This window comes from Streptomyces lydicus (genome assembly GCF_004125265.1).
GTDB classification, from domain to species: domain Bacteria; phylum Actinomycetota; class Actinomycetes; order Streptomycetales; family Streptomycetaceae; genus Streptomyces; species Streptomyces lydicus_C.
In genome coordinates, this window is record NZ_RDTE01000003.1 from 6,998,726 (window position 1) to 7,014,403 (window position 15,678).

Genomic DNA, 15,678 nt, shown 5'->3' on the forward strand with positions numbered 1-15,678 from the left:
TAGCGAAGGAGCGCACGATGAGTATGGCCGTGGTCGGCCTCTTGGCCGGTATGGCGCTGGGCTTCGCCGGATACTTCGGCGGCTTCGGCGCCTTTGTTCTGGTGGCGGCGCTGGGCGCCGTCGGCTTCGTGGTCGGCAGATTCCTGGAAGGGGATCTGGAGGCCGGCGATTTCTTCCGTCCGCGCCGCGGCGACCGCGACGAACGACGGCGGTGAGGCCGGGTGGCGACGGTGTCCCCGGCCGCCGCTGCCGCCGGCGTGGCGGCGGGCGAGCGGGGCGCGACCAGCATCGCGGACCGGGTGGTGGCGAAGATCGCCGCGCAGGCGGCCAGGGAGGCGCTGCGCCGGCAGTCCCCGCAGGCCCGCACACAGGCGCACGCGACGGTGACCGTGCACCGGCGCGATGACCGGCGGCACTTCGGCGAGGCGCGGGTGCGGATCGCCGTGGAGCTGGGCTACCCCTCCGACATCGGCGCCCAGTGCCGGGTGGTGCGCCGTCATGTCACCGAGCGGGTCAAGGCGTTGGTGAGCATGGACGTGCCCGAGGTCGCCGTGGAGGTCGAGCGGCTGCACTCCCCGCTGGAGGAGCGCACGGGCCGCGGGAGGGTGCGATGAGCGACGACGCGGAGCAGCCGGACACCCGGCGGATGCCCACTCTCGACAAGACGCCCGGCTCAGCGGATGAGCGGAGCGAGTCCGCTCCGGACGCGGCCGCGGCGGACAAGGGCGGCGACGGCCGCACCGGGCGCTTCTGGTCGGCCCGCCGGGTGCCGGCCGCGGTGGTCGCGCTGGTGCTGCTGGCCGCCGCCGGACTGCTGCTCTACGACGTGGTCGCGGTGCGCGCCCACCACCCCGCGATGGCCTGGCGCCGGTGGCTCGCCCGCGAACTGGCCACCCGTCACCTCGACAACCCCTGGGTGCTGGCCGCCGCCGCGCTCGCGGTGGTGCTCGGCATCTGGCTGATCGCGCTGGCGCTCACCCCCGGACTGCGCCAGGTGCTGCCGATGCGGCCGGCGGCGCCGGACCTGCGAGCCGGGCTGGACCGGGCGGCCGCCGCGCTGGTGCTGCGCGACCGTGCCATGGAGGTGGCCGGCGTCCAGTCCGTACGGATGAAGGTCGGCCGCCGCAAGGCGAAGGCGCACGCCGTCTCGCACTTCCGCGGGCTGGACGAGGTCCGCGCCGATCTCGACGTCGCGCTGGGCGAGGGCCTGCGGCAGCTGGGGCTGGCGCACCGGCTCGGCCTGACCGTGCACGTCCGGCGCCCGAAGAAGGGATGAGGCAGCGATGCGCAGGGTCGGCAGAGCGATCAACCGGGTACTGCTCGGCGTGACCGGTGTGGTGCTGCTGGGCACCGGTGGCCTGGTGCTGTTCGGCGGCCTGGACCTGCCCGCGAGGTGGCGGCTGCGCCTGCCCGCCCACTGGCCCTGGTCAAGCCCCGGCGACGTGCTGCTCCCCGGGCGGCAGCGCACCCGCTTCAGTGGCCAGGGCTGGTTCTGGCCCGCCGTGATCGCCGCCCTGGCCGTCGTCGTGCTGCTGATGCTGTGGTGGCTGCTGTCCCAGCTGCGGCGGCACCGGCTGAACGACATCCTCGTCGACAGCGGCGACGGCGAGGGCGCCACCCTGCGCGGCCGGGCGCTGGAGGGCGTCCTCGCGGCCGAATCCGAGTCGCTGGAAGGCGTCGACCGGGCCGGGGTGCTGCTGACCGGCCGCCGGAGCGCACCGCGGATCCGGGCCCTGCTGTCCCTCGCCCCGCACGCCGACCCGGGCACCGTGGTCCGCCGTCTGTCGGACGAGGCGGTGTCTCATGCCCGCCGCTCGGCCGGGCTCGACCGGCTGCCGGGGGACGTCCGGCTGCGTGCGGTCAAGCACCGGCCCGAGCGGGTGAGTTAGGGATGGGCGGGTCGGTGAGGGCCAGGGCACTCCCCGTCAGAAGCCGTGCCGGGCCCCGCCGTCCACCGGCACCATCACCCCGGTGACATACGACGCGGCCGGCGACAGCAGGAACGCCGCGGCCTTGCCGAACTCCTCCGGTGTCCCGTAGCGGCCCAGCGGGATCGCCGCGCAGTTACGGGCGCGGCTGCCCTCCGGGTCGCCGGAGAGCGCGTCGAGCTGGGTCATCCGGTCGGTGGCGATCCGGCCGGGCAGGACGCCGAGGACCCGGATGCCGCGCGGCCCGAGCTCCACCGAGAGCGACTTGGCGAAGCCGGCGAGGCCGGGGCGGAGCCCGTTGGAGACGGTCAGCCCGGGGATCGGCTCATGCACCGAGCCGGACAGCACAAAGCCGATCACACCGCCCTCCGCCAGTTCGGCGGCGGCCGTGCGGGCCAGCCGTACCGCGCCGAGGAAGACCGATTCGAAGGCCTGCTGCCACTGGTCGTCGGTGTTGTCGAGGGCGCCGCCGGGCGGCGGGCCGCCCACGCTGATCAGCACGCCGTCCAGGCGGCCGAAGCGTTCCCGGGCCGCGGCCACCAGGCGGCCCGGCCCCTCCGGGTCGGCGTTGTCGGCCGCCACCCCCAGGGCCCGTTCGCCGAGCGAGGCCGCGGCCGCCGCCGCGCTCTCCTCGGTGCGTCCGGTGAGCACGACGTTGGCGCCGTCGGCGACCAGCTCACGGGCGGTGGCGAAGCCGAGGCCGCGGGTCGCCCCGGTGACGAGGTACGTCCGGTCGGTGAGTCCAAGATCCATGGCCCTAGTCTGCCCCTGCCCCGTCCTGGAGCCCGAAGGCGGTCCCCACCAGCCCGATATGGCTGAACGCCTGCGGATAGTTGCCCAGCTGGCGGCCGGCCGCCGGGTCGTACTCCTCGGAGAGCAGCCCCACATCGTTGCGCAGGTCCAGCAGCCGCTCGAACATCTCCCGGGCCTCGTGCCGCCGTCCATTCATCCGCAGCGCGTCGACGAGCCAGAACGAGCAGGCCAGGAAGGTGCCCTCGTCGCCGGGCAGCCCGTCGACCGAGCCGCCCTCGGTGCTGTAGCGGCGGACCAGACCGAGGGGGGCACCTCCCGTGCGGTCAGGGCAATGGGGGACGCTCAGCTCCCGGCGGACCGTGTCGATGGTGCCGGCGACCCGCGGGTCGTCCCCCGGCAGGAAGCCGACCCGGGGGATCAGCAGGGTCGCCGCGTCCAGTTCCGCCGACCCGTAGAACTGGGTGAAGGTGCCGCGTTCGGCGTCATAGCCCTTCTCGCACACCTCTCGGTGCACCTCGTCGCGCATCGCCCGCCAACGGCCCACGTCCCCGCCCAGCTTCGGATCGGCCTCCAGCGCCCGCACCACCCGGTCGGCCGCCACCCAGGCCATGACCTTGGAGTGCACGAAGTGCCGGCGCGGCCCGCGGATCTCCCACAGCCCCTCGTCGGGGTCGCGCCAGGCGGACTCCAGATAGTCGACCAGCGCGCGCTGGATGCTCCAGGCGTGCGGCTCCGACGGCAGCCCGGCCGTGCGCGCGATGTGGAAGGAGTCGAGCACTTCGCCGTAGACGTCGAGCTGACGCTGTTCGACGGCGGCGTTGCCGATGCGGACGGGCGCGGAGTCGGCGTATCCGGACAGCCACGGCAGCTCGGTCTCCGGCAGCCGCCGCTCACCCGCCAGCCCGTACATGATCTGCAGATCGTCGGGGGCGCCGGCCACCGCGCGCAGCAGCCAGTCCCGCCAGGCACCGGCCTCCTCCAGGTATCCCGCCGAGAGCAGCGAGTTCAGGGTGAGGCTGGCGTCGCGCAGCCAGCAGTAGCGGTAGTCCCAGTTGCGCACCCCGCCCAGCTCCTCGGGCAGCGAGGTGGTGGGGGCCGCGACGATGCCGCCGGTGGGCGCGTAGGTGAGCGCCTTGAGGGTGATCAGCGAGCGCATCACGGCCTCGCGGTAGGGGCCCTGGTAACGGCAGCGCCCGGCCCAGGCGTGCCAGTCGTCCAGGGTGTCCTGAAGCGCCTCGAACGGGTCGATCCGGACCGGCCGGGGCTCGTGCGAGGGGTGCCAGGTCAGCACGAACGCGGCGCGTTCGCCCGCGGCGACGGTGAAGTCCGAGCGGGTGCTGAAGTCCTTGCCGTAGGTGGTGCTCCGCTCGGGGGTGCGCAGCCACACCGAGTCCGGCCCGGCGACCGCGACCCGGCAGCCCTCGGTGGCCCGCACCCAGGGCACCGCCCGGCCGTAGTCGAACCGCAGCCGCAGCACCCCTCGCATCTCGACGCTGCCGCTCAGGCCCTCGACGATCCGTACGACATCGGGCTGGCGGTCGCGCTGCGGCATGAAGTCGATGACCCGGACGCTGCCGGTGGGGGTCTCCCACACCGTGTCGAGGATCAGCGAGTCACCGCGGTAGGAGCGCACCGCGCGGGCCTCGGAGGAGCGGGGGGACAGCCGCCAGTGGCCGTTGTCCTTGTGGCCCAGGAGCGCGGCGAAGCAGGCCCCGGAGTCGAAGCGGGGCAGGCACAGCCAGTCGATGGAGCCGTCGCGGCCGACGAGGGCGGCGGTCTGCAGATCGCCGATGAGCGCATAGTCCTCGATATGTGGGTGCACTCAACGGCTTTTCCCGCACGGCGCGGGCGCCACGCGCCGTGGCGGCTGTACGGGCTACGACCTGGCCGGCACCGGCGCCGTCTCGTCGGACTCCGGAGCCTCGGGAGTCTCAGCATCCTCAGGAGCCTCCGGGTCCGGTCCGGCCCCGGCTGCCTCCTTCTCCTTGGCGGCGGCCTCCACCCGGTCGCGGTGCTCCCGGCGGACCAGGATCACCCAGCCGACCGGCACCGCCGCCGCGAACAGCCACCACTGGACCGCATACGCCATGTGCGGCCCGATGGAGTCGTGGTCCGGCTCGGGGACCAGCTCCGGCTTGCCGCCGGGCGGCTTGGGACCGGTCTGCTCGATATAGCCGCCGAGCAGCGGCCGGCCGACCCGCTTCGCCTGCTCCTTGCTGTTGATCAGCATGATCTGGCGGGCGGGCAGGCCCTTGGTGTCCTTGATGCCGCTGACCGCGGTGGTCTCGTCGGCCATCATCCGGCCGGTCACGGTGACCTTGCCCCGGGGGGTGGCCGGGACGTCAGGGAACTTGGTGAGGTCGTTGCCCGCCGAGATCCAGCCGCGGTTGACCAGCACGGCCCGGCCGTCGCCGAGGACCAGCGGGGTCAGGACGTAGTAGCCGATGCTCTGCTCGTCGGCCGCGGTGCGCTGACGGACCACGACCTCGTGCGCCGTGTCGAAGGTGCCGGTGGCGGTGACCGTGCGCCACATGTCGTGGTGGGGCAGGTTGCGGCCGGGCGCGGTCAGCTCGGTGACCGGGACCGGCCTGGCGGCCAGGCTGCTCGCGATCAGCTGGTTCTGCGCCACCTTGTGCTCATGGCGGTGGAGCTGCCAGAAGCCCAGCTTGATCATGACGGGGATCAGCACGAGACCCACGAGGGTGAGGATCACCCACTGCCGGGACAACAGGAAGCGGTACACGGCTTCGACGGTACCCGGGCCTTCACCGCGCCCGAGCCGGGGGTCCCCGGTAGCGGCCTGGGGAGGGGCCGGGGAAGGCGCCGCCCGGACCGGTCCGGGCGGGCCGTTCGGACCGGCCCCGGTGGCATCGGGCCCGGGTGGCATCAGGCAGGACCGGGTGGCATCAGGCAGGACCAAGGGGTCTCAGACCCGGTCGACGATGCCCACCCTCCCGTCCGACCGGGCACAGTGCGCACCGCAGTACCACTGCCCGTCGGCTTCCACGCCCTGGCCGATGATCTGGCACCGGCAGTGCTCACAGATCGGCGCCATGCGGTGGATGGCGCAGGCGAAACAGTCGAAGACATGCACCGCGCCCTGCGCATGCACCTCGAATGTCATGCCGTATTCATTTCCGCATACCTCACAACGTGCCATGCGCCACAGGGTGCGGGCGGCGCCCCCGCGGGGCGAGGTGCCGGCGGGTGTGTTGGCCGGGCTTCACCCGGACGCAGGCGCCGATGCCGCCGGCTCGACATCCTGCAGCAGCTGCATGAAGGCCGCCTCGTCGACCACGACCGTGCCGTACGAGGCGGCCTTGGCCGTCTTGGAGGTCCGGGCGTCGGGGTCGTTGGTCACCAGCAGGCTGGTCAGCCGGGACAGGCTCGTGGCGACATGGAGCCCGGCCTCGACGGCCCGGTCCTCCAGCAGCTCACGGTCCACGGAGGTGTCGCCGGAGAAGGCGACCCGCATCCCCTGGACGAGCCGGCCACCCGCCTCGTAGCGCCCCGGGTTGGGGTACGGGCACGCCGGGCGCTTACGGGAGGGCCGCCAGGTCGTGGGGCGGTAGGCCGACGCCGTGGCATGCTGCCGGGGCGCGGGGGTGTCCGACCACTCCGTCAGCGGCTGGCAGTTCATCAGGGGCAGCCGCAGGTTCTCCTGTGCGGCCTTCCGCAAACCGGGACGGAACGACTCGGCCAGCACCCGGGCGTCGTCCAGCGCGTGGTGGGCCCGCTCCTGCACCACGCCGTAGTGCGCCGCGAGGGATTCCAGCTTGTGATTGGGCAGCGGGAGCCGCAGCTCCTTGGACAGGGCGATGGTGCACAGCCGCTGCCGGACCGGTGCCGTGGCCTCGGCGCGGGCGTACTCGCGGGCGATCATCGACCAGTCGAACATCGCGTTGTGCGCGACCAGTACCCGGTCCGCCAGGCGCCGGGACAGTTCTGGGACGATCTCCGGGAAGAGCGGGGCATCGGCCAGCACGGCGCTGGTCAGACCGTGGATCCAGACCGGCCCCGGGTCCCGCTGCGGGTTGACGAGGGTGTACCAGTGGTCCTGGACCTCGCCCTGCGCGTCGAGTTGGTACACCGCGGCGGAGATGATCCGGTCGTCGCGGGCCAGGCCCGTGGTCTCGACGTCGACCACCGCGTACCCCTGGGGATACGCGGACGGCCAGGGAGCCGGCGGCGTCTGCGGGCCCGGCTGCTGCCCGATCTTCGGCGCGATCGGGTCGGCTGCTGCCATGCGGTCTTCGAGCATGGTCATTGAGGATACGGGCCACCACCGACAGGCACCGAACCGGCGTGGGGCGCGCGGGGGCAGCCGCACGCCCAGGTGCCGCGGGGCTGGTGCCGCGGCGGGCGGCGGGGAGGCCGGTGGCAGCTCTCTTTCCGTGGCCGGCAGCGAAGTTGACGGTGAGCCGGAAGCCGGTCACCGGTGCGGGAGGGGAGGCACCCGTTACGCCCCTTACGTCCCCAGCTGCCGCGCCGGCTGCGCCACCTCCGCCACCGAGCCGTCCCCGCCGACGCTCACCCGGTGGAGCGTGGCGCCCGGTCTGCGGGTGACGACCTCCACGAGGCGGCCGTCGGCGAACACCCCGGCGGCGCCGTCGTCGACCGCCCAACCTCCGGGCAGCGCACCGTCGTTGACCGCCGCGAGATAGCCGGGCCTGCGCTCCGGTTCGCCGTCGTAGTGCGGGCACAGGCTGCCCGGCAGCAGCCCCAGCCCGTCGGCCAGTGGCACGGGCGGGCCGAAGGAGTCGGAGAACGCGCTCTCGAACCAGCAGCAGGCCCCGGCGCTGATGCCGCACAGCAGCACCCCCGCCGCGTACGCCTCGCGCAGGATCGCGTCCAGGCCGTGCACCCGCCAGACGGCAAGCATGTTGGCGGTGTTGCCGCCGCCGACGTAGACGATGTCCTGGGCGAGGACGAAGGACCGCAGATCGGTCACGGTGCGCCGGAACAGCTCCAGATGGCCCGTTTCGCACCCGCGCCCGGCGAACGCCGCGTGGAACCTCTCGATGTACCCGGGTGCGTCGCCGCTCGCGGTCGGCAGGAAGCAGACCTTCGGCCGGGGCCGCCCGGCCCTCTCCAGTACGAAGTCGTCCAGCAGGGTGTCGGGGTCGTCGGAGAAGCCGCCGCCGAGCAGGGCGATCGTGGGTGTGCGGGTCATGGGACCTCGATTCCGGTCGTCGCGGGGACCTGCCGCCGGGCCGCCGTCGCGGCGCAGCTGACGGCACGTCTTACATACTTCTCAGTAACAACCCCTAGCGGCACCGCCGTCCACGCCTTTATGGTGCGGGACATGCCGCACCTGCCCGATGTCCTGTTGTGGTCCATACCGGCCTTCGTCCTGCTCGCCGTGATCGAGATGGTGAGCTACCGCCTCCATCCCGACGAGGAGGCGGCCGGCTACGAGGCCAAGGACGCCGCCACCAGCGTCGGCATGGGCCTGGGCAGCCTGGTCTTCGACGCGCTGTGGAAGATCCCCATCGTGGCGATCTACGCCGCCGTCTACGAGCTCACCCCGCTGCGGATCCCCGTGCTGTGGTGGACGCTGCCCCTGATGCAGCTCGCCCAGGACTTCTTCTACTACTGGTCGCACCGCGGCCACCACGTCATCCGCGTCCTGTGGGCCTGCCACGTGGTGCACCACTCCAGCGAGAAGTTCAACCTCAGCACCGCCCTGCGCCAGCCCTGGACGACCTGGACCGTCTGGCCCTTCTACGTCCCGATGATCGCGCTCGGCGTCCATCCGGCCGTGATCGCCTTCACCTCCGGCGCCAACCTCGTCTACCAGTTCTGGGTGCACACCGAGCGGATCGGCAAACTGCCCCGGCCCTTCGAGTTCGTGCTCAACACCCCCTCCCACCACCGGGTCCACCACGCCTCGCAGGGCGGCTACCTGGACCGTAACTTCGGCGGGATCCTGATCATCTGGGACCGTATGTTCGGCTCGTTCGTGGCCGAAACCGAGCGGCCGGTCTACGGACTCACCAAAAACATCAAGACCTTCAACCCGCTGCGGGTGGCCACCCATGAGTACGCCGCCATCGCGCGCGACCTACGGGCCGCGGACAGCTGGCGCGAGCGCGCCGGACGGGTGTTCCGCGGACCGGGCTGGCAGCCGGCCGGACGGGCCGCCGCGGCGCAGCCCCCGACGGCCGGCCGTTCGGAGTCCGAGGCGCGCCCCTCCGTCGGGGAGCCGGCCGCATGAGGGAACGGTGGCCACGGGTCGTCCGGCCCCTGCTGTGGGTCTTCGCCGCACTGGCCGTCGTGCACCTGGGGGCGCTGCTCGGCGGTGTTACGGCCGTCGGGCAGCTCACCAAGCCCGCCCTGATGCCGGTGCTCGCCGCCTATGTGCTGGCGCGCGGCGGTCCCCTGCTGCTCGCCGGTGCGCTGCTGTGCGGCTGCGGCGGGGACACCTTCCTCCAGATCGGCGGGGACGTCGCCTTCCTGGTGGGGATGGGCTCGTTCGCCGCCGGACACGTCTGCTATCTGCTGCTGTTCGCCCGGCACGGGGCGGCGGCGGAGGCCGGACGGCGGGGGCGGACGGTCGCCGCGGCCGCTGCGTACGCCGTGCTGCTCACCGGCACGGTGGTGCTCCTGTGGCCGGACCTCCCGGCCGACCTGCGGATCCCGGTCGCCGGCTACAGCCTGCTGCTCACCGCGATGGCGTTCAGCGGGCTCCGGGCGGGGTCCCTGGCCGCCGTCGGCGGACTGCTCTTCCTCCTCTCCGACACGCTGATCGCGAGCGGCATCGCCCACTGGCCGCAGCTGCCCGCCCCGCAGTTCTGCATCATGTTCACCTATCTCGCGGCCCAGTACGCGCTGGCCGGCGGTGTGCTGCGGGCGGCCGGCACCGCTCCCCGGCCCGCACCGGAGGCCGGTGCGGCGCGGGCCGAGGTGGCCGGCGGCACCGCCGCTTGAGTCTCCCCCCGTGGGAGACCCGACAGTGGACGGCATGTACGAGGACGGCACGGGCCTGCTCACCATCGGCGCACTGGCGCGCCTGACCGGCATTCCGGTCAAGACCATCCGGAATTGGTCGGACCAGGACCTGTTGCCGCCCGCCGCCCGCACCCCCGCGGGCTACCGGCTGTACGGCGCGGACGCCCCGGCCCGCCTGGAGATCGTGCGCAGCCTGCGCGACCTGGGCATCGGGCTGGCGGCGATCCGCTCCGTGCTGCACCGCGAGTGCACCGTCGCCGAGACGGCCGCGCAGTGCGCGGACGCCCTGGACGCACAGATCCGGACTCTGCAACTGCAGCGCGCCGTGCTGCGCTCGGTGGCCACGCGGGGGAGCGCAGCAGAGGAGCTGCCGACCATGACCGAACTGGCCCGCCTGTCGGACCAAGAACGCCGCCGCATCATCACGGACTTCGTCGAGGACGCCCTCGACGGTGTGCACGCCCCCGCCTACCGCCGCGGTCTGCTGGCCGCCGTCCCCGATCTCCCCGACGACCCCACCCCCGAGCAGATCGACGCCTGGACCGCACTGACCGCCCTGGTCCGGGGGCCGGAACTACGGGCGGCGCTGCGCCGGCTGGCCGAGTACAGCGCGCGCACCGGGCCGGCCGCGAGTGAGCCGCGTGCCGCGAGCGGGGCCCACACCGCGGGGGAGACGACCCCGGCCGCACCGGAACAAGCCGAGCAGGAGCAGGCCGCGCAGGAACGAGTCGCACTGGAACAAGCCGCGCAGCAACAGGCCGCGGTGCGCGTCGCGGAGCTGATGCGGCTGCGCGGAGAGGAGGCCGTCACGGCCGGCATCGCCCCCGACTCCCCGGCCGCGGAGCCCTTCCTCGCCGAGCTGATCGCCGCCTGGCTCCCCACCCAGGCCGGCACCGCAGACCCGCCCGACGGTGACGGTCCGCAGGCCCGCGGCCGGCTGCTGGAGCAACTGAAGACCGCCGCCGAGCCGGCCGTCGAGCGCTACTGGCAGCTGCTGTGCACCGTCACCGGCCGGCCCGCCCCGCCCCGCTGGGACCTCGCGGGCACCTGGACCGCGGCCGCACTGCGCGCCCACCCCCGGCCGTACGAACTGGACCGGTCCGCGTTCGACGGCACCGGTCCGGACCGGGTGATGCACGCCTACGAGCAGGTGATCCGGGACGTGTCCGCGCTGGTCGCCGCCGTACGGCCGAAGGACCTGGATCTGCCGACACCGTGCGCGGGGTGGCGCGTACGGCAGTTGCTCGACCACATGGTGTGGGAGAACCTGATGGCCGCCTCGATCGCCGAGGACGCCCCGCGCACCGACCACACCGCCGACCACCTCGGCGACGATCACCGCGCCGCCTTCGAGGACTCGGCGCGTGCCGCCCTCGCCGCCTTCACCCACAGCGGGATGCTCCGGCGCACCTTCGGTCCCTACGAGGCGCCCGGCGCGATGCTCGTCCAGCAGGTGGTGGTCGAACTCCTCGCCCACGGCTGGGACCTGGCCCGGGCGACGGGCGCACCGACCGTTCTGGCACCCGCGGTGGCCGAGGAGACCCTGGCGGCGGCCCGCCGGATCTACGGCGCCGCGCCGCGCACCGAGGGCGGCTCGTTCGCCCCCGAACGCCCCGCCCCGCCCGGCGCGAACGCCACGGACCGGCTGGCGGCCTTCCTCGGCCGCGACCCGGCCCTCCCCGGCCACGACCAGGTTGCCCCCGGCCGCGCCCCGGCCTGACCGGCCCGTCCGCCCGCGGCCCGCCCGTCCCGGGGCCCGCCCTCACCCCCGCAAGGCAAAGGGCCGGGTGGCGCACCACCCGGCCCTTCCCCCCCGCAACTACCCGCCAAAAATCTGGGAGTTACTTCTTCACCGCGTCCAGCGCATCCACGATGCCGTAACCGAAGTGGCTGTTGACATGCTTGGTGCCGGTGCAGGTCGCGTCACCCGTGGGGCAGCCGGGGTTGTCCGCCTGCTCCTTGAGGAGCCACTGGATCTCCTGCGGGCCGGCCTTCGGGTGGGCGCTCTTGATCAGCGCCGCGACGCCCGCGACGTGCGGGGTCGCCATGGACGTACCGGCCAGGTAGGCCCAGTCACCGCCCGGCATGGTGGAGAGGATGTTGCCGTTCTTGGCGGGCAGCTCGGGCACCTGCCGCGAGTCGCCGCCCGGTGCGGCCACATCGATCTGGCCGAGGCCGTAGTTCGAGTAGTACGACTTGAGCTTGTTGACGCCCGCCGCCGCGACCGTCACCGTGCCCGGCAGCTGGGTGGGAACGTCCCAGCAGGTCTTCGGGTTGACGGTCCGCTGGACCGGGGTGGAGTCGTTCGGGCTGGAGGCGTCGGGGAGCTGGGGCGCCGCCAGGTCGAGGCCGGAGTTGCCCGCCGCGGCGATGTTGATCGTCCCCTTGCGCTGGGCGTAGCTCGCCGCACGGCCGACCGCGTCGATGATGGCGGCCTGGTCGGCGTCGTCCTTGCAGTTGAACATCCACGGGTCGACGTAGTAGCTGTTATTGGTGACCGCGATGCCGTGGTCGGCGGCGAAGACGAAGGCGCACACCACGCTCTCGGCGTAGAAGAGGCTGGTCTCCGGCTCGCTGACCTTGAGGGCGGCGATCTTCACGCCCGGGGCGACCCCCGCCACGCCGATGCCGTTACGGGCCGCGGCGATCGTGCCCGCGACATGGGTTCCGTGGTAGTCCTCGTCCGGGTTCCAGGGCCGCCAGGCACCCTTGGAGGTGTCGGCCACGCCGCCCACGCAGTTGGCGGACTGCTTCGCGGAGAAGTTGGCCTTCAGATCGGGGTGGGTGTCGTCCACCCCGGTGTCGATGATGCCGACGGTGACGTTCCTGCTGCCCGGGTTCACCTTCGCGGCCTGGTCGGCCTTGATGGCGGGCAGGTCCCACTGCAGCGGTTCGAGCGGCTCCTCGCCGTTCGCCTTCGCCGCCTTGCCGGCCGCCGCCAGCTGGGACTTCGGCAGGTCGATCTTCTGCGGCTTGCCGATGTCGGTGGTGCCCTGCGCCTTCAGCGGCGCGGTGCGGGTCGCGCCCGCCGACTGCACACCGGGCACCGTGCGCAGGGTGGTGGCGAACTGGGGGTTGGCCGAGTGGACGACGATCACGCCTATCTGTTCATGGGCGATGACCACCTTCCCGCCGGCCTTGGCTATCGCCTTCTCCACCTTGCCGACCACGGCACGGCCGGGCGTGGTGTTCACGACGTACGACAGCAGCGGGCCGTCGGCCTGGGCCGCTGCGGCCGGGGCGGAGTCCTGGGACGCGGCGGTGGCCACGTTCGGGAGGAAACCGAGGGACGCGGTCAGAGCCAGTCCGAGCGGTACGGCCAGCGCCCGCATGCGTCTGGATCGGGGATGTGCCATGGATACTCCACATCATCCGTGAGACCGCCCGTGCGCGGGTTGCGTACGGGCGGTTGCAATGAGAAGTGAAGCTATCGGCGACCACTCCTGTGCAGCAATGGACTTCGGAGAAAAAACGGGGAGAAAACCCGCCAGGAGTGTGAAATTGATAGGGCGTCAGCCGATTTCGACCGTCCGGACGCCGTCCGGACGCCGTCAGGCCCGGTCAGCCGTCGCGCCGCAGGGCGGTGATGCTCAGCGGGGGCAGGGCGATCCGCGGTCCGTACCAGCGGCGCGCGCCGGCGGCCGCCCCCGGCCGCGGTGGTGACGGGGCGAGGGGGAGCGGCGCCGGCAGTCGGATGCTGCCGTAGGGGCGCCGGTGGGGAACGGGGGGCTGCGGGGCCTGCTGTGGCGGCGGATTCACACCGGGCTCAACGAAGCGCCCCGCGCGCGGTGGCGGTCCGGTACGGGCATTCCCCCGGTTTCTTCTGGGATTCAACCAACGGACCCCTGTCGTATCGTCTGATGCGCCTCTACGATGCGTGATCCAGATCACTTACGTGAGCTTTACCGTCGGCCGGGCTCCTCCCGGGCCGCTCCGCCGGACCGGCCCGGACCCGCCCCTTCGCGTCAGGAGATTCCGTGAGCGCCGCACCGACCCTCGACCCGGGGACGCATGAGCCGCCCGACTACATCCAGGTGCAGTCGAGTGCGGAATTCGATGAACTCCGCCGCGCACACCGCTCGTTCGCCTTTCCGCTGACCGTCGCCTTCATCCTCTGGTACCTCGGGTACGTCCTGCTGTCGAGCTACGCCGGCGGCTTCATGGGCACCAAGGTCCTCGGCCGTATCAATGTGGCCTTCGTCCTCGGCATCGCCCAGTTCGCCACGACCTTCCTCATCGCCTGGTGGTACTCCCGGCACGCCGCCAACCGGCTCGACCCCAGGGCCGAGGCCATCAAGTCCCGACTGGAAGGTGACGCATGAGCCCTCTGCACCGTCCCCTCGCGCTCGACCTCGCGGCCGGCGGCGCGGGCGAGCACCGCACCCTGATCGTCACCCTCTTCGCGGTCTTCGTCGCCGCCACCCTCGGCCTCACCGTCCGGGCCGGCCGGCAGACGAAGGGTGCGGAGGACTTCTACGCCGGCGGCCGGCAGTTCAGCGGCTTCCAGAACGGCCTGGCCATCTCCGGCGACTACATGTCCGCCGCGTCCTTCCTGGGCATCGCCGGCGCCATCGCCCTCTTCGGCTACGACGGCTTCCTCTACTCCGTCGGCTTCCTCGTCGCCTGGCTCGTCGCGCTCCTCCTGGTCGCCGAACCGCTGCGCAACTCCGGCCGCTTCACCATGGGTGACGTCCTCGCCTACCGGATGCGCCAGCGCCCGGTCCGCACCGCCGCCGGCGCCTCCACCATCGTGGTCTCGATCTTCTACCTGCTCGCCCAGATGGCGGGCGCGGGAGCCCTGGTCACCCTGCTCCTGGGCATCACCAGCGAGGCGGGCAAGATCCTGGTCGTCGTCCTCGTCGGCATCGTGATGATCCTCTACGTCACCATCGGCGGGATGAAGGGAACGACCTGGGTCCAGATGGTCAAGGCGGTCCTGCTGATCGCCGGTACCCTGCTGATCACCTTCCTGGTGGCGCTCAAATTCCACTTCAACCTCTCCGAGCTGCTGGGCGCCGCCGCCCAGAACAGCGGCAAGGGCTCCGCCTTCCTGGAGCCCGGCCTCAAGTACGGCGCCACCGCCACCTCGAAGATCGACTTCATCTCGCTGGGCCTCGCCCTCGTCCTGGGCACCGCGGGCCTGCCGCACATCCTCATCCGCTTCTACACCGTCCCCACCGCCAAGGCTGCCCGGAAGTCCGTGAACTGGGCGATCGGCATCATCGGCGTCTTCTACCTGATGACCATCGCCCTCGGCTTCGGCGCCGCGGCCCTGATCAAGCCAGGGACGATCACCGCGTCCAACAAGGCGGGCAACACCGCGGCCCCGCTGCTCGCCCAGGAGATCGGCGGCGGCGCGGGCTCCACCGGGGGCGCGATCCTGCTCGCCGTCATCTCCGCCGTCGCCTTCGCCACCATCCTCGCGGTGGTCGCCGGCCTCACCCTCGCCTCGTCCTCGTCCTTCGCGCACGACCTGTACGTCAATGTCCTGCGCAAGGGGAAGGCCACCGAGAAGGAAGAGGTCGGCGCGGCCCGCTGGGCGACCGTCGGCATCGGGGCCGTCGCCATCGTCCTGGGTGTCTTCGCCCGCGGCCTGAACGTCGCGGGTCTGGTGGCGCTCGCCTTCGCGGTCGCCGCCTCCGCCAACCTCCCGACCCTCTTGTACAGCCTGTTCTGGAAACGCTTCACCACCCACGGCGCCCTGTGGTCCATCTACGGAGGCCTGGTCTCCTCCGTCCTCCTGGTCCTCTTCTCCCCGGTCGTCTCCGGCAAGGAGACCTCGATGTTCCCCGGCGCCGACTTCGCCGTCTTCCCCCTGGAGAACCCGGGCCTGATCTCCATCCCGCTGGGCTTCCTGCTCGGCTGGCTCGGATCCCTGCTGTCCAAGGAGGAACCGGACATGAAGAAGTACGCCGAACTGGAGGTCCGCTCGCTGACCGGGACCGGAGCACACTGAGGCGGCGCGGCCGGCGGCCCGGCTGAGCCGTCCCTACAGGGCCCGGGCGGGGTGGCATCGTAGATCTCTACGACTCCACCCCGCTCACCT

Annotated in this window: 17 protein-coding genes; 9 read left to right on the plus strand and 8 right to left on the minus strand. The window is 72.5% G+C overall.

The features are described from left to right. The first annotated feature begins 17 nt into the window (after window positions 1-17). From D9V36_RS33290 to amaP, 4 genes are read left to right on the plus strand one after another with little or no spacing between them, the layout of a single operon-like run. Window positions 18-215 carry a hypothetical protein gene (locus D9V36_RS33290; RefSeq protein WP_129297032.1) on the plus strand — a complete coding sequence of 66 codons (198 nt, stop codon included), beginning with the start codon at window positions 18-20 and terminating at the stop codon, window positions 213-215. A gap of 6 nt (window positions 216-221) precedes the next feature. Beyond that, on the plus strand, window positions 222-614 hold the full coding sequence (locus D9V36_RS33295; RefSeq protein ID WP_206739764.1) for a hypothetical protein: 393 nt from the start codon (window positions 222-224) through the stop codon (window positions 612-614). Continuing rightward, window positions 611-1,276 carry a DUF6286 domain-containing protein gene (locus tag D9V36_RS33300; RefSeq protein ID WP_129297033.1) on the plus strand — a complete coding sequence of 222 codons (666 nt, stop codon included), beginning with the start codon at window positions 611-613 and terminating at the stop codon, window positions 1,274-1,276. Before D9V36_RS33295 ends, D9V36_RS33300 begins: the two co-directional genes overlap by 4 nt. A gap of 7 nt (window positions 1,277-1,283) precedes the next feature. After that, the gene (gene amaP, locus D9V36_RS33305; RefSeq protein WP_129297034.1) at window positions 1,284-1,889 is read left to right on the plus strand and encodes an alkaline shock response membrane anchor protein AmaP; all 606 of its coding nucleotides are present in this window, start codon (window positions 1,284-1,286) and stop codon (window positions 1,887-1,889) included. A gap of 36 nt (window positions 1,890-1,925) precedes the next feature. Here the strand turns inward: amaP and D9V36_RS33310 are convergent, their stop codons facing one another. The 6 genes from D9V36_RS33310 to D9V36_RS33335 form a co-directional block, all read right to left on the minus strand. After that, complete coding sequence (locus D9V36_RS33310; protein ID WP_129297035.1) at window positions 1,926-2,681, minus strand: SDR family oxidoreductase; 756 nt, start codon at window positions 2,679-2,681, stop codon at window positions 1,926-1,928. A 4-nt stretch (window positions 2,682-2,685) separates the two neighbouring features. Next, entirely contained in the window at window positions 2,686-4,503 is a 1,818-nt protein-coding gene (locus tag D9V36_RS33315) for a glycoside hydrolase family 15 protein (RefSeq protein ID WP_129297036.1), read from the minus strand. 54 nt (window positions 4,504-4,557) lie between these two features. Then, window positions 4,558-5,424, minus strand: a complete 867-nt coding sequence (locus D9V36_RS33320; protein ID WP_129297037.1) for an SURF1 family cytochrome oxidase biogenesis protein — start codon at window positions 5,422-5,424, stop codon at window positions 4,558-4,560. Window positions 5,425-5,607: 183 nt separating this feature from the next. Further along, a complete protein-coding gene (locus tag D9V36_RS33325; RefSeq protein WP_030087516.1) occupies window positions 5,608-5,841 on the minus strand; it encodes a hypothetical protein in 234 nt (77 codons plus the stop codon). 63 nt (window positions 5,842-5,904) lie between these two features. After that, a complete protein-coding gene (locus D9V36_RS33330; protein ID WP_431357720.1) occupies window positions 5,905-6,942 on the minus strand; it encodes a DEDDh family exonuclease in 1,038 nt (345 codons plus the stop codon). Window positions 6,943-7,149: 207 nt separating this feature from the next. After that, entirely contained in the window at window positions 7,150-7,854 is a 705-nt protein-coding gene (locus tag D9V36_RS33335) for a peptidase E (RefSeq protein ID WP_129297039.1), read from the minus strand. A 132-nt stretch (window positions 7,855-7,986) separates the two neighbouring features. Between D9V36_RS33335 and D9V36_RS33340 the strand changes: the two genes are divergently transcribed. Genes D9V36_RS33340 through D9V36_RS33350 form a run of 3 tightly spaced genes read left to right on the plus strand, consistent with a single transcriptional unit; the run spans window position 7,987 to window position 11,352 of the window. Next, window positions 7,987-8,898, plus strand: coding sequence for a sterol desaturase family protein (locus D9V36_RS33340; protein WP_129297040.1), 912 nt, complete (start codon window positions 7,987-7,989; stop codon window positions 8,896-8,898). Further along, window positions 8,895-9,611, plus strand: coding sequence for a lysoplasmalogenase (locus D9V36_RS33345; RefSeq protein WP_129297041.1), 717 nt, complete (start codon window positions 8,895-8,897; stop codon window positions 9,609-9,611). The genes D9V36_RS33340 and D9V36_RS33345 overlap by 4 nt, the downstream gene beginning before the upstream one ends. Window positions 9,612-9,621: 10 nt before the next feature. Continuing rightward, on the plus strand, window positions 9,622-11,352 hold the full coding sequence (locus D9V36_RS33350) for a TIGR03086 family metal-binding protein (protein WP_241721133.1): 1,731 nt from the start codon (window positions 9,622-9,624) through the stop codon (window positions 11,350-11,352). 121 nt (window positions 11,353-11,473) lie between these two features. On the opposite strand, the gene D9V36_RS33355 is transcribed toward D9V36_RS33350, so the two are convergent. Both D9V36_RS33355 and D9V36_RS33360 read right to left on the minus strand, forming a co-directional pair. Then, complete coding sequence (locus tag D9V36_RS33355) at window positions 11,474-12,988, minus strand: S8 family serine peptidase (RefSeq protein ID WP_129297042.1); 1,515 nt, start codon at window positions 12,986-12,988, stop codon at window positions 11,474-11,476. 205 nt (window positions 12,989-13,193) lie between these two features. Then, the gene (locus D9V36_RS33360; RefSeq protein ID WP_129297043.1) at window positions 13,194-13,391 is read right to left on the minus strand and encodes a hypothetical protein; all 198 of its coding nucleotides are present in this window, start codon (window positions 13,389-13,391) and stop codon (window positions 13,194-13,196) included. A gap of 218 nt (window positions 13,392-13,609) precedes the next feature. Here D9V36_RS33360 and D9V36_RS33365 point away from each other — a divergent pair, with 218 nt between their 5' ends. Both D9V36_RS33365 and D9V36_RS33370 read left to right on the plus strand, forming a co-directional pair. Next, the gene (locus D9V36_RS33365; RefSeq protein ID WP_129297044.1) at window positions 13,610-13,954 is read left to right on the plus strand and encodes a DUF485 domain-containing protein; all 345 of its coding nucleotides are present in this window, start codon (window positions 13,610-13,612) and stop codon (window positions 13,952-13,954) included. Next, the gene (locus tag D9V36_RS33370) at window positions 13,951-15,588 is read left to right on the plus strand and encodes a solute symporter family protein (protein WP_129297045.1); all 1,638 of its coding nucleotides are present in this window, start codon (window positions 13,951-13,953) and stop codon (window positions 15,586-15,588) included. Before D9V36_RS33365 ends, D9V36_RS33370 begins: the two co-directional genes overlap by 4 nt. Window positions 15,589-15,678 lie beyond the last annotated feature (90 nt).

Bases quoted from the DNA above. Each gene is read 5' to 3' on its own strand.
- amaP (WP_129297034.1), top strand. From the start codon at position 1,284: ATGCGCAGGGTCGGCAGAGCGATCAACCGGGTACTGCTCGGCGTGACC.
- D9V36_RS33310 (WP_129297035.1), bottom strand. From the start codon at position 2,681: ATGGATCTTGGACTCACCGACCGGACGTACCTCGTCACCGGGGCGACC.
- D9V36_RS33300 (WP_129297033.1), top strand. From the start codon at position 611: ATGAGCGACGACGCGGAGCAGCCGGACACCCGGCGGATGCCCACTCTC.
- D9V36_RS33370 (WP_129297045.1), top strand. From the start codon at position 13,951: ATGAGCCCTCTGCACCGTCCCCTCGCGCTCGACCTCGCGGCCGGCGGC.
- D9V36_RS33290 (WP_129297032.1), top strand. From the start codon at position 18: ATGAGTATGGCCGTGGTCGGCCTCTTGGCCGGTATGGCGCTGGGCTTC.
- D9V36_RS33355 (WP_129297042.1), bottom strand. From the start codon at position 12,988: ATGGCACATCCCCGATCCAGACGCATGCGGGCGCTGGCCGTACCGCTC.
- D9V36_RS33345 (WP_129297041.1), top strand. From the start codon at position 8,895: ATGAGGGAACGGTGGCCACGGGTCGTCCGGCCCCTGCTGTGGGTCTTC.
- D9V36_RS33335 (WP_129297039.1), bottom strand. From the start codon at position 7,854: ATGACCCGCACACCCACGATCGCCCTGCTCGGCGGCGGCTTCTCCGAC.
- D9V36_RS33340 (WP_129297040.1), top strand. From the start codon at position 7,987: ATGCCGCACCTGCCCGATGTCCTGTTGTGGTCCATACCGGCCTTCGTC.
- D9V36_RS33325 (WP_030087516.1), bottom strand. From the start codon at position 5,841: ATGGCACGTTGTGAGGTATGCGGAAATGAATACGGCATGACATTCGAG.
- D9V36_RS33330 (WP_431357720.1), bottom strand. From the start codon at position 6,942: ATGCTCGAAGACCGCATGGCAGCAGCCGACCCGATCGCGCCGAAGATC.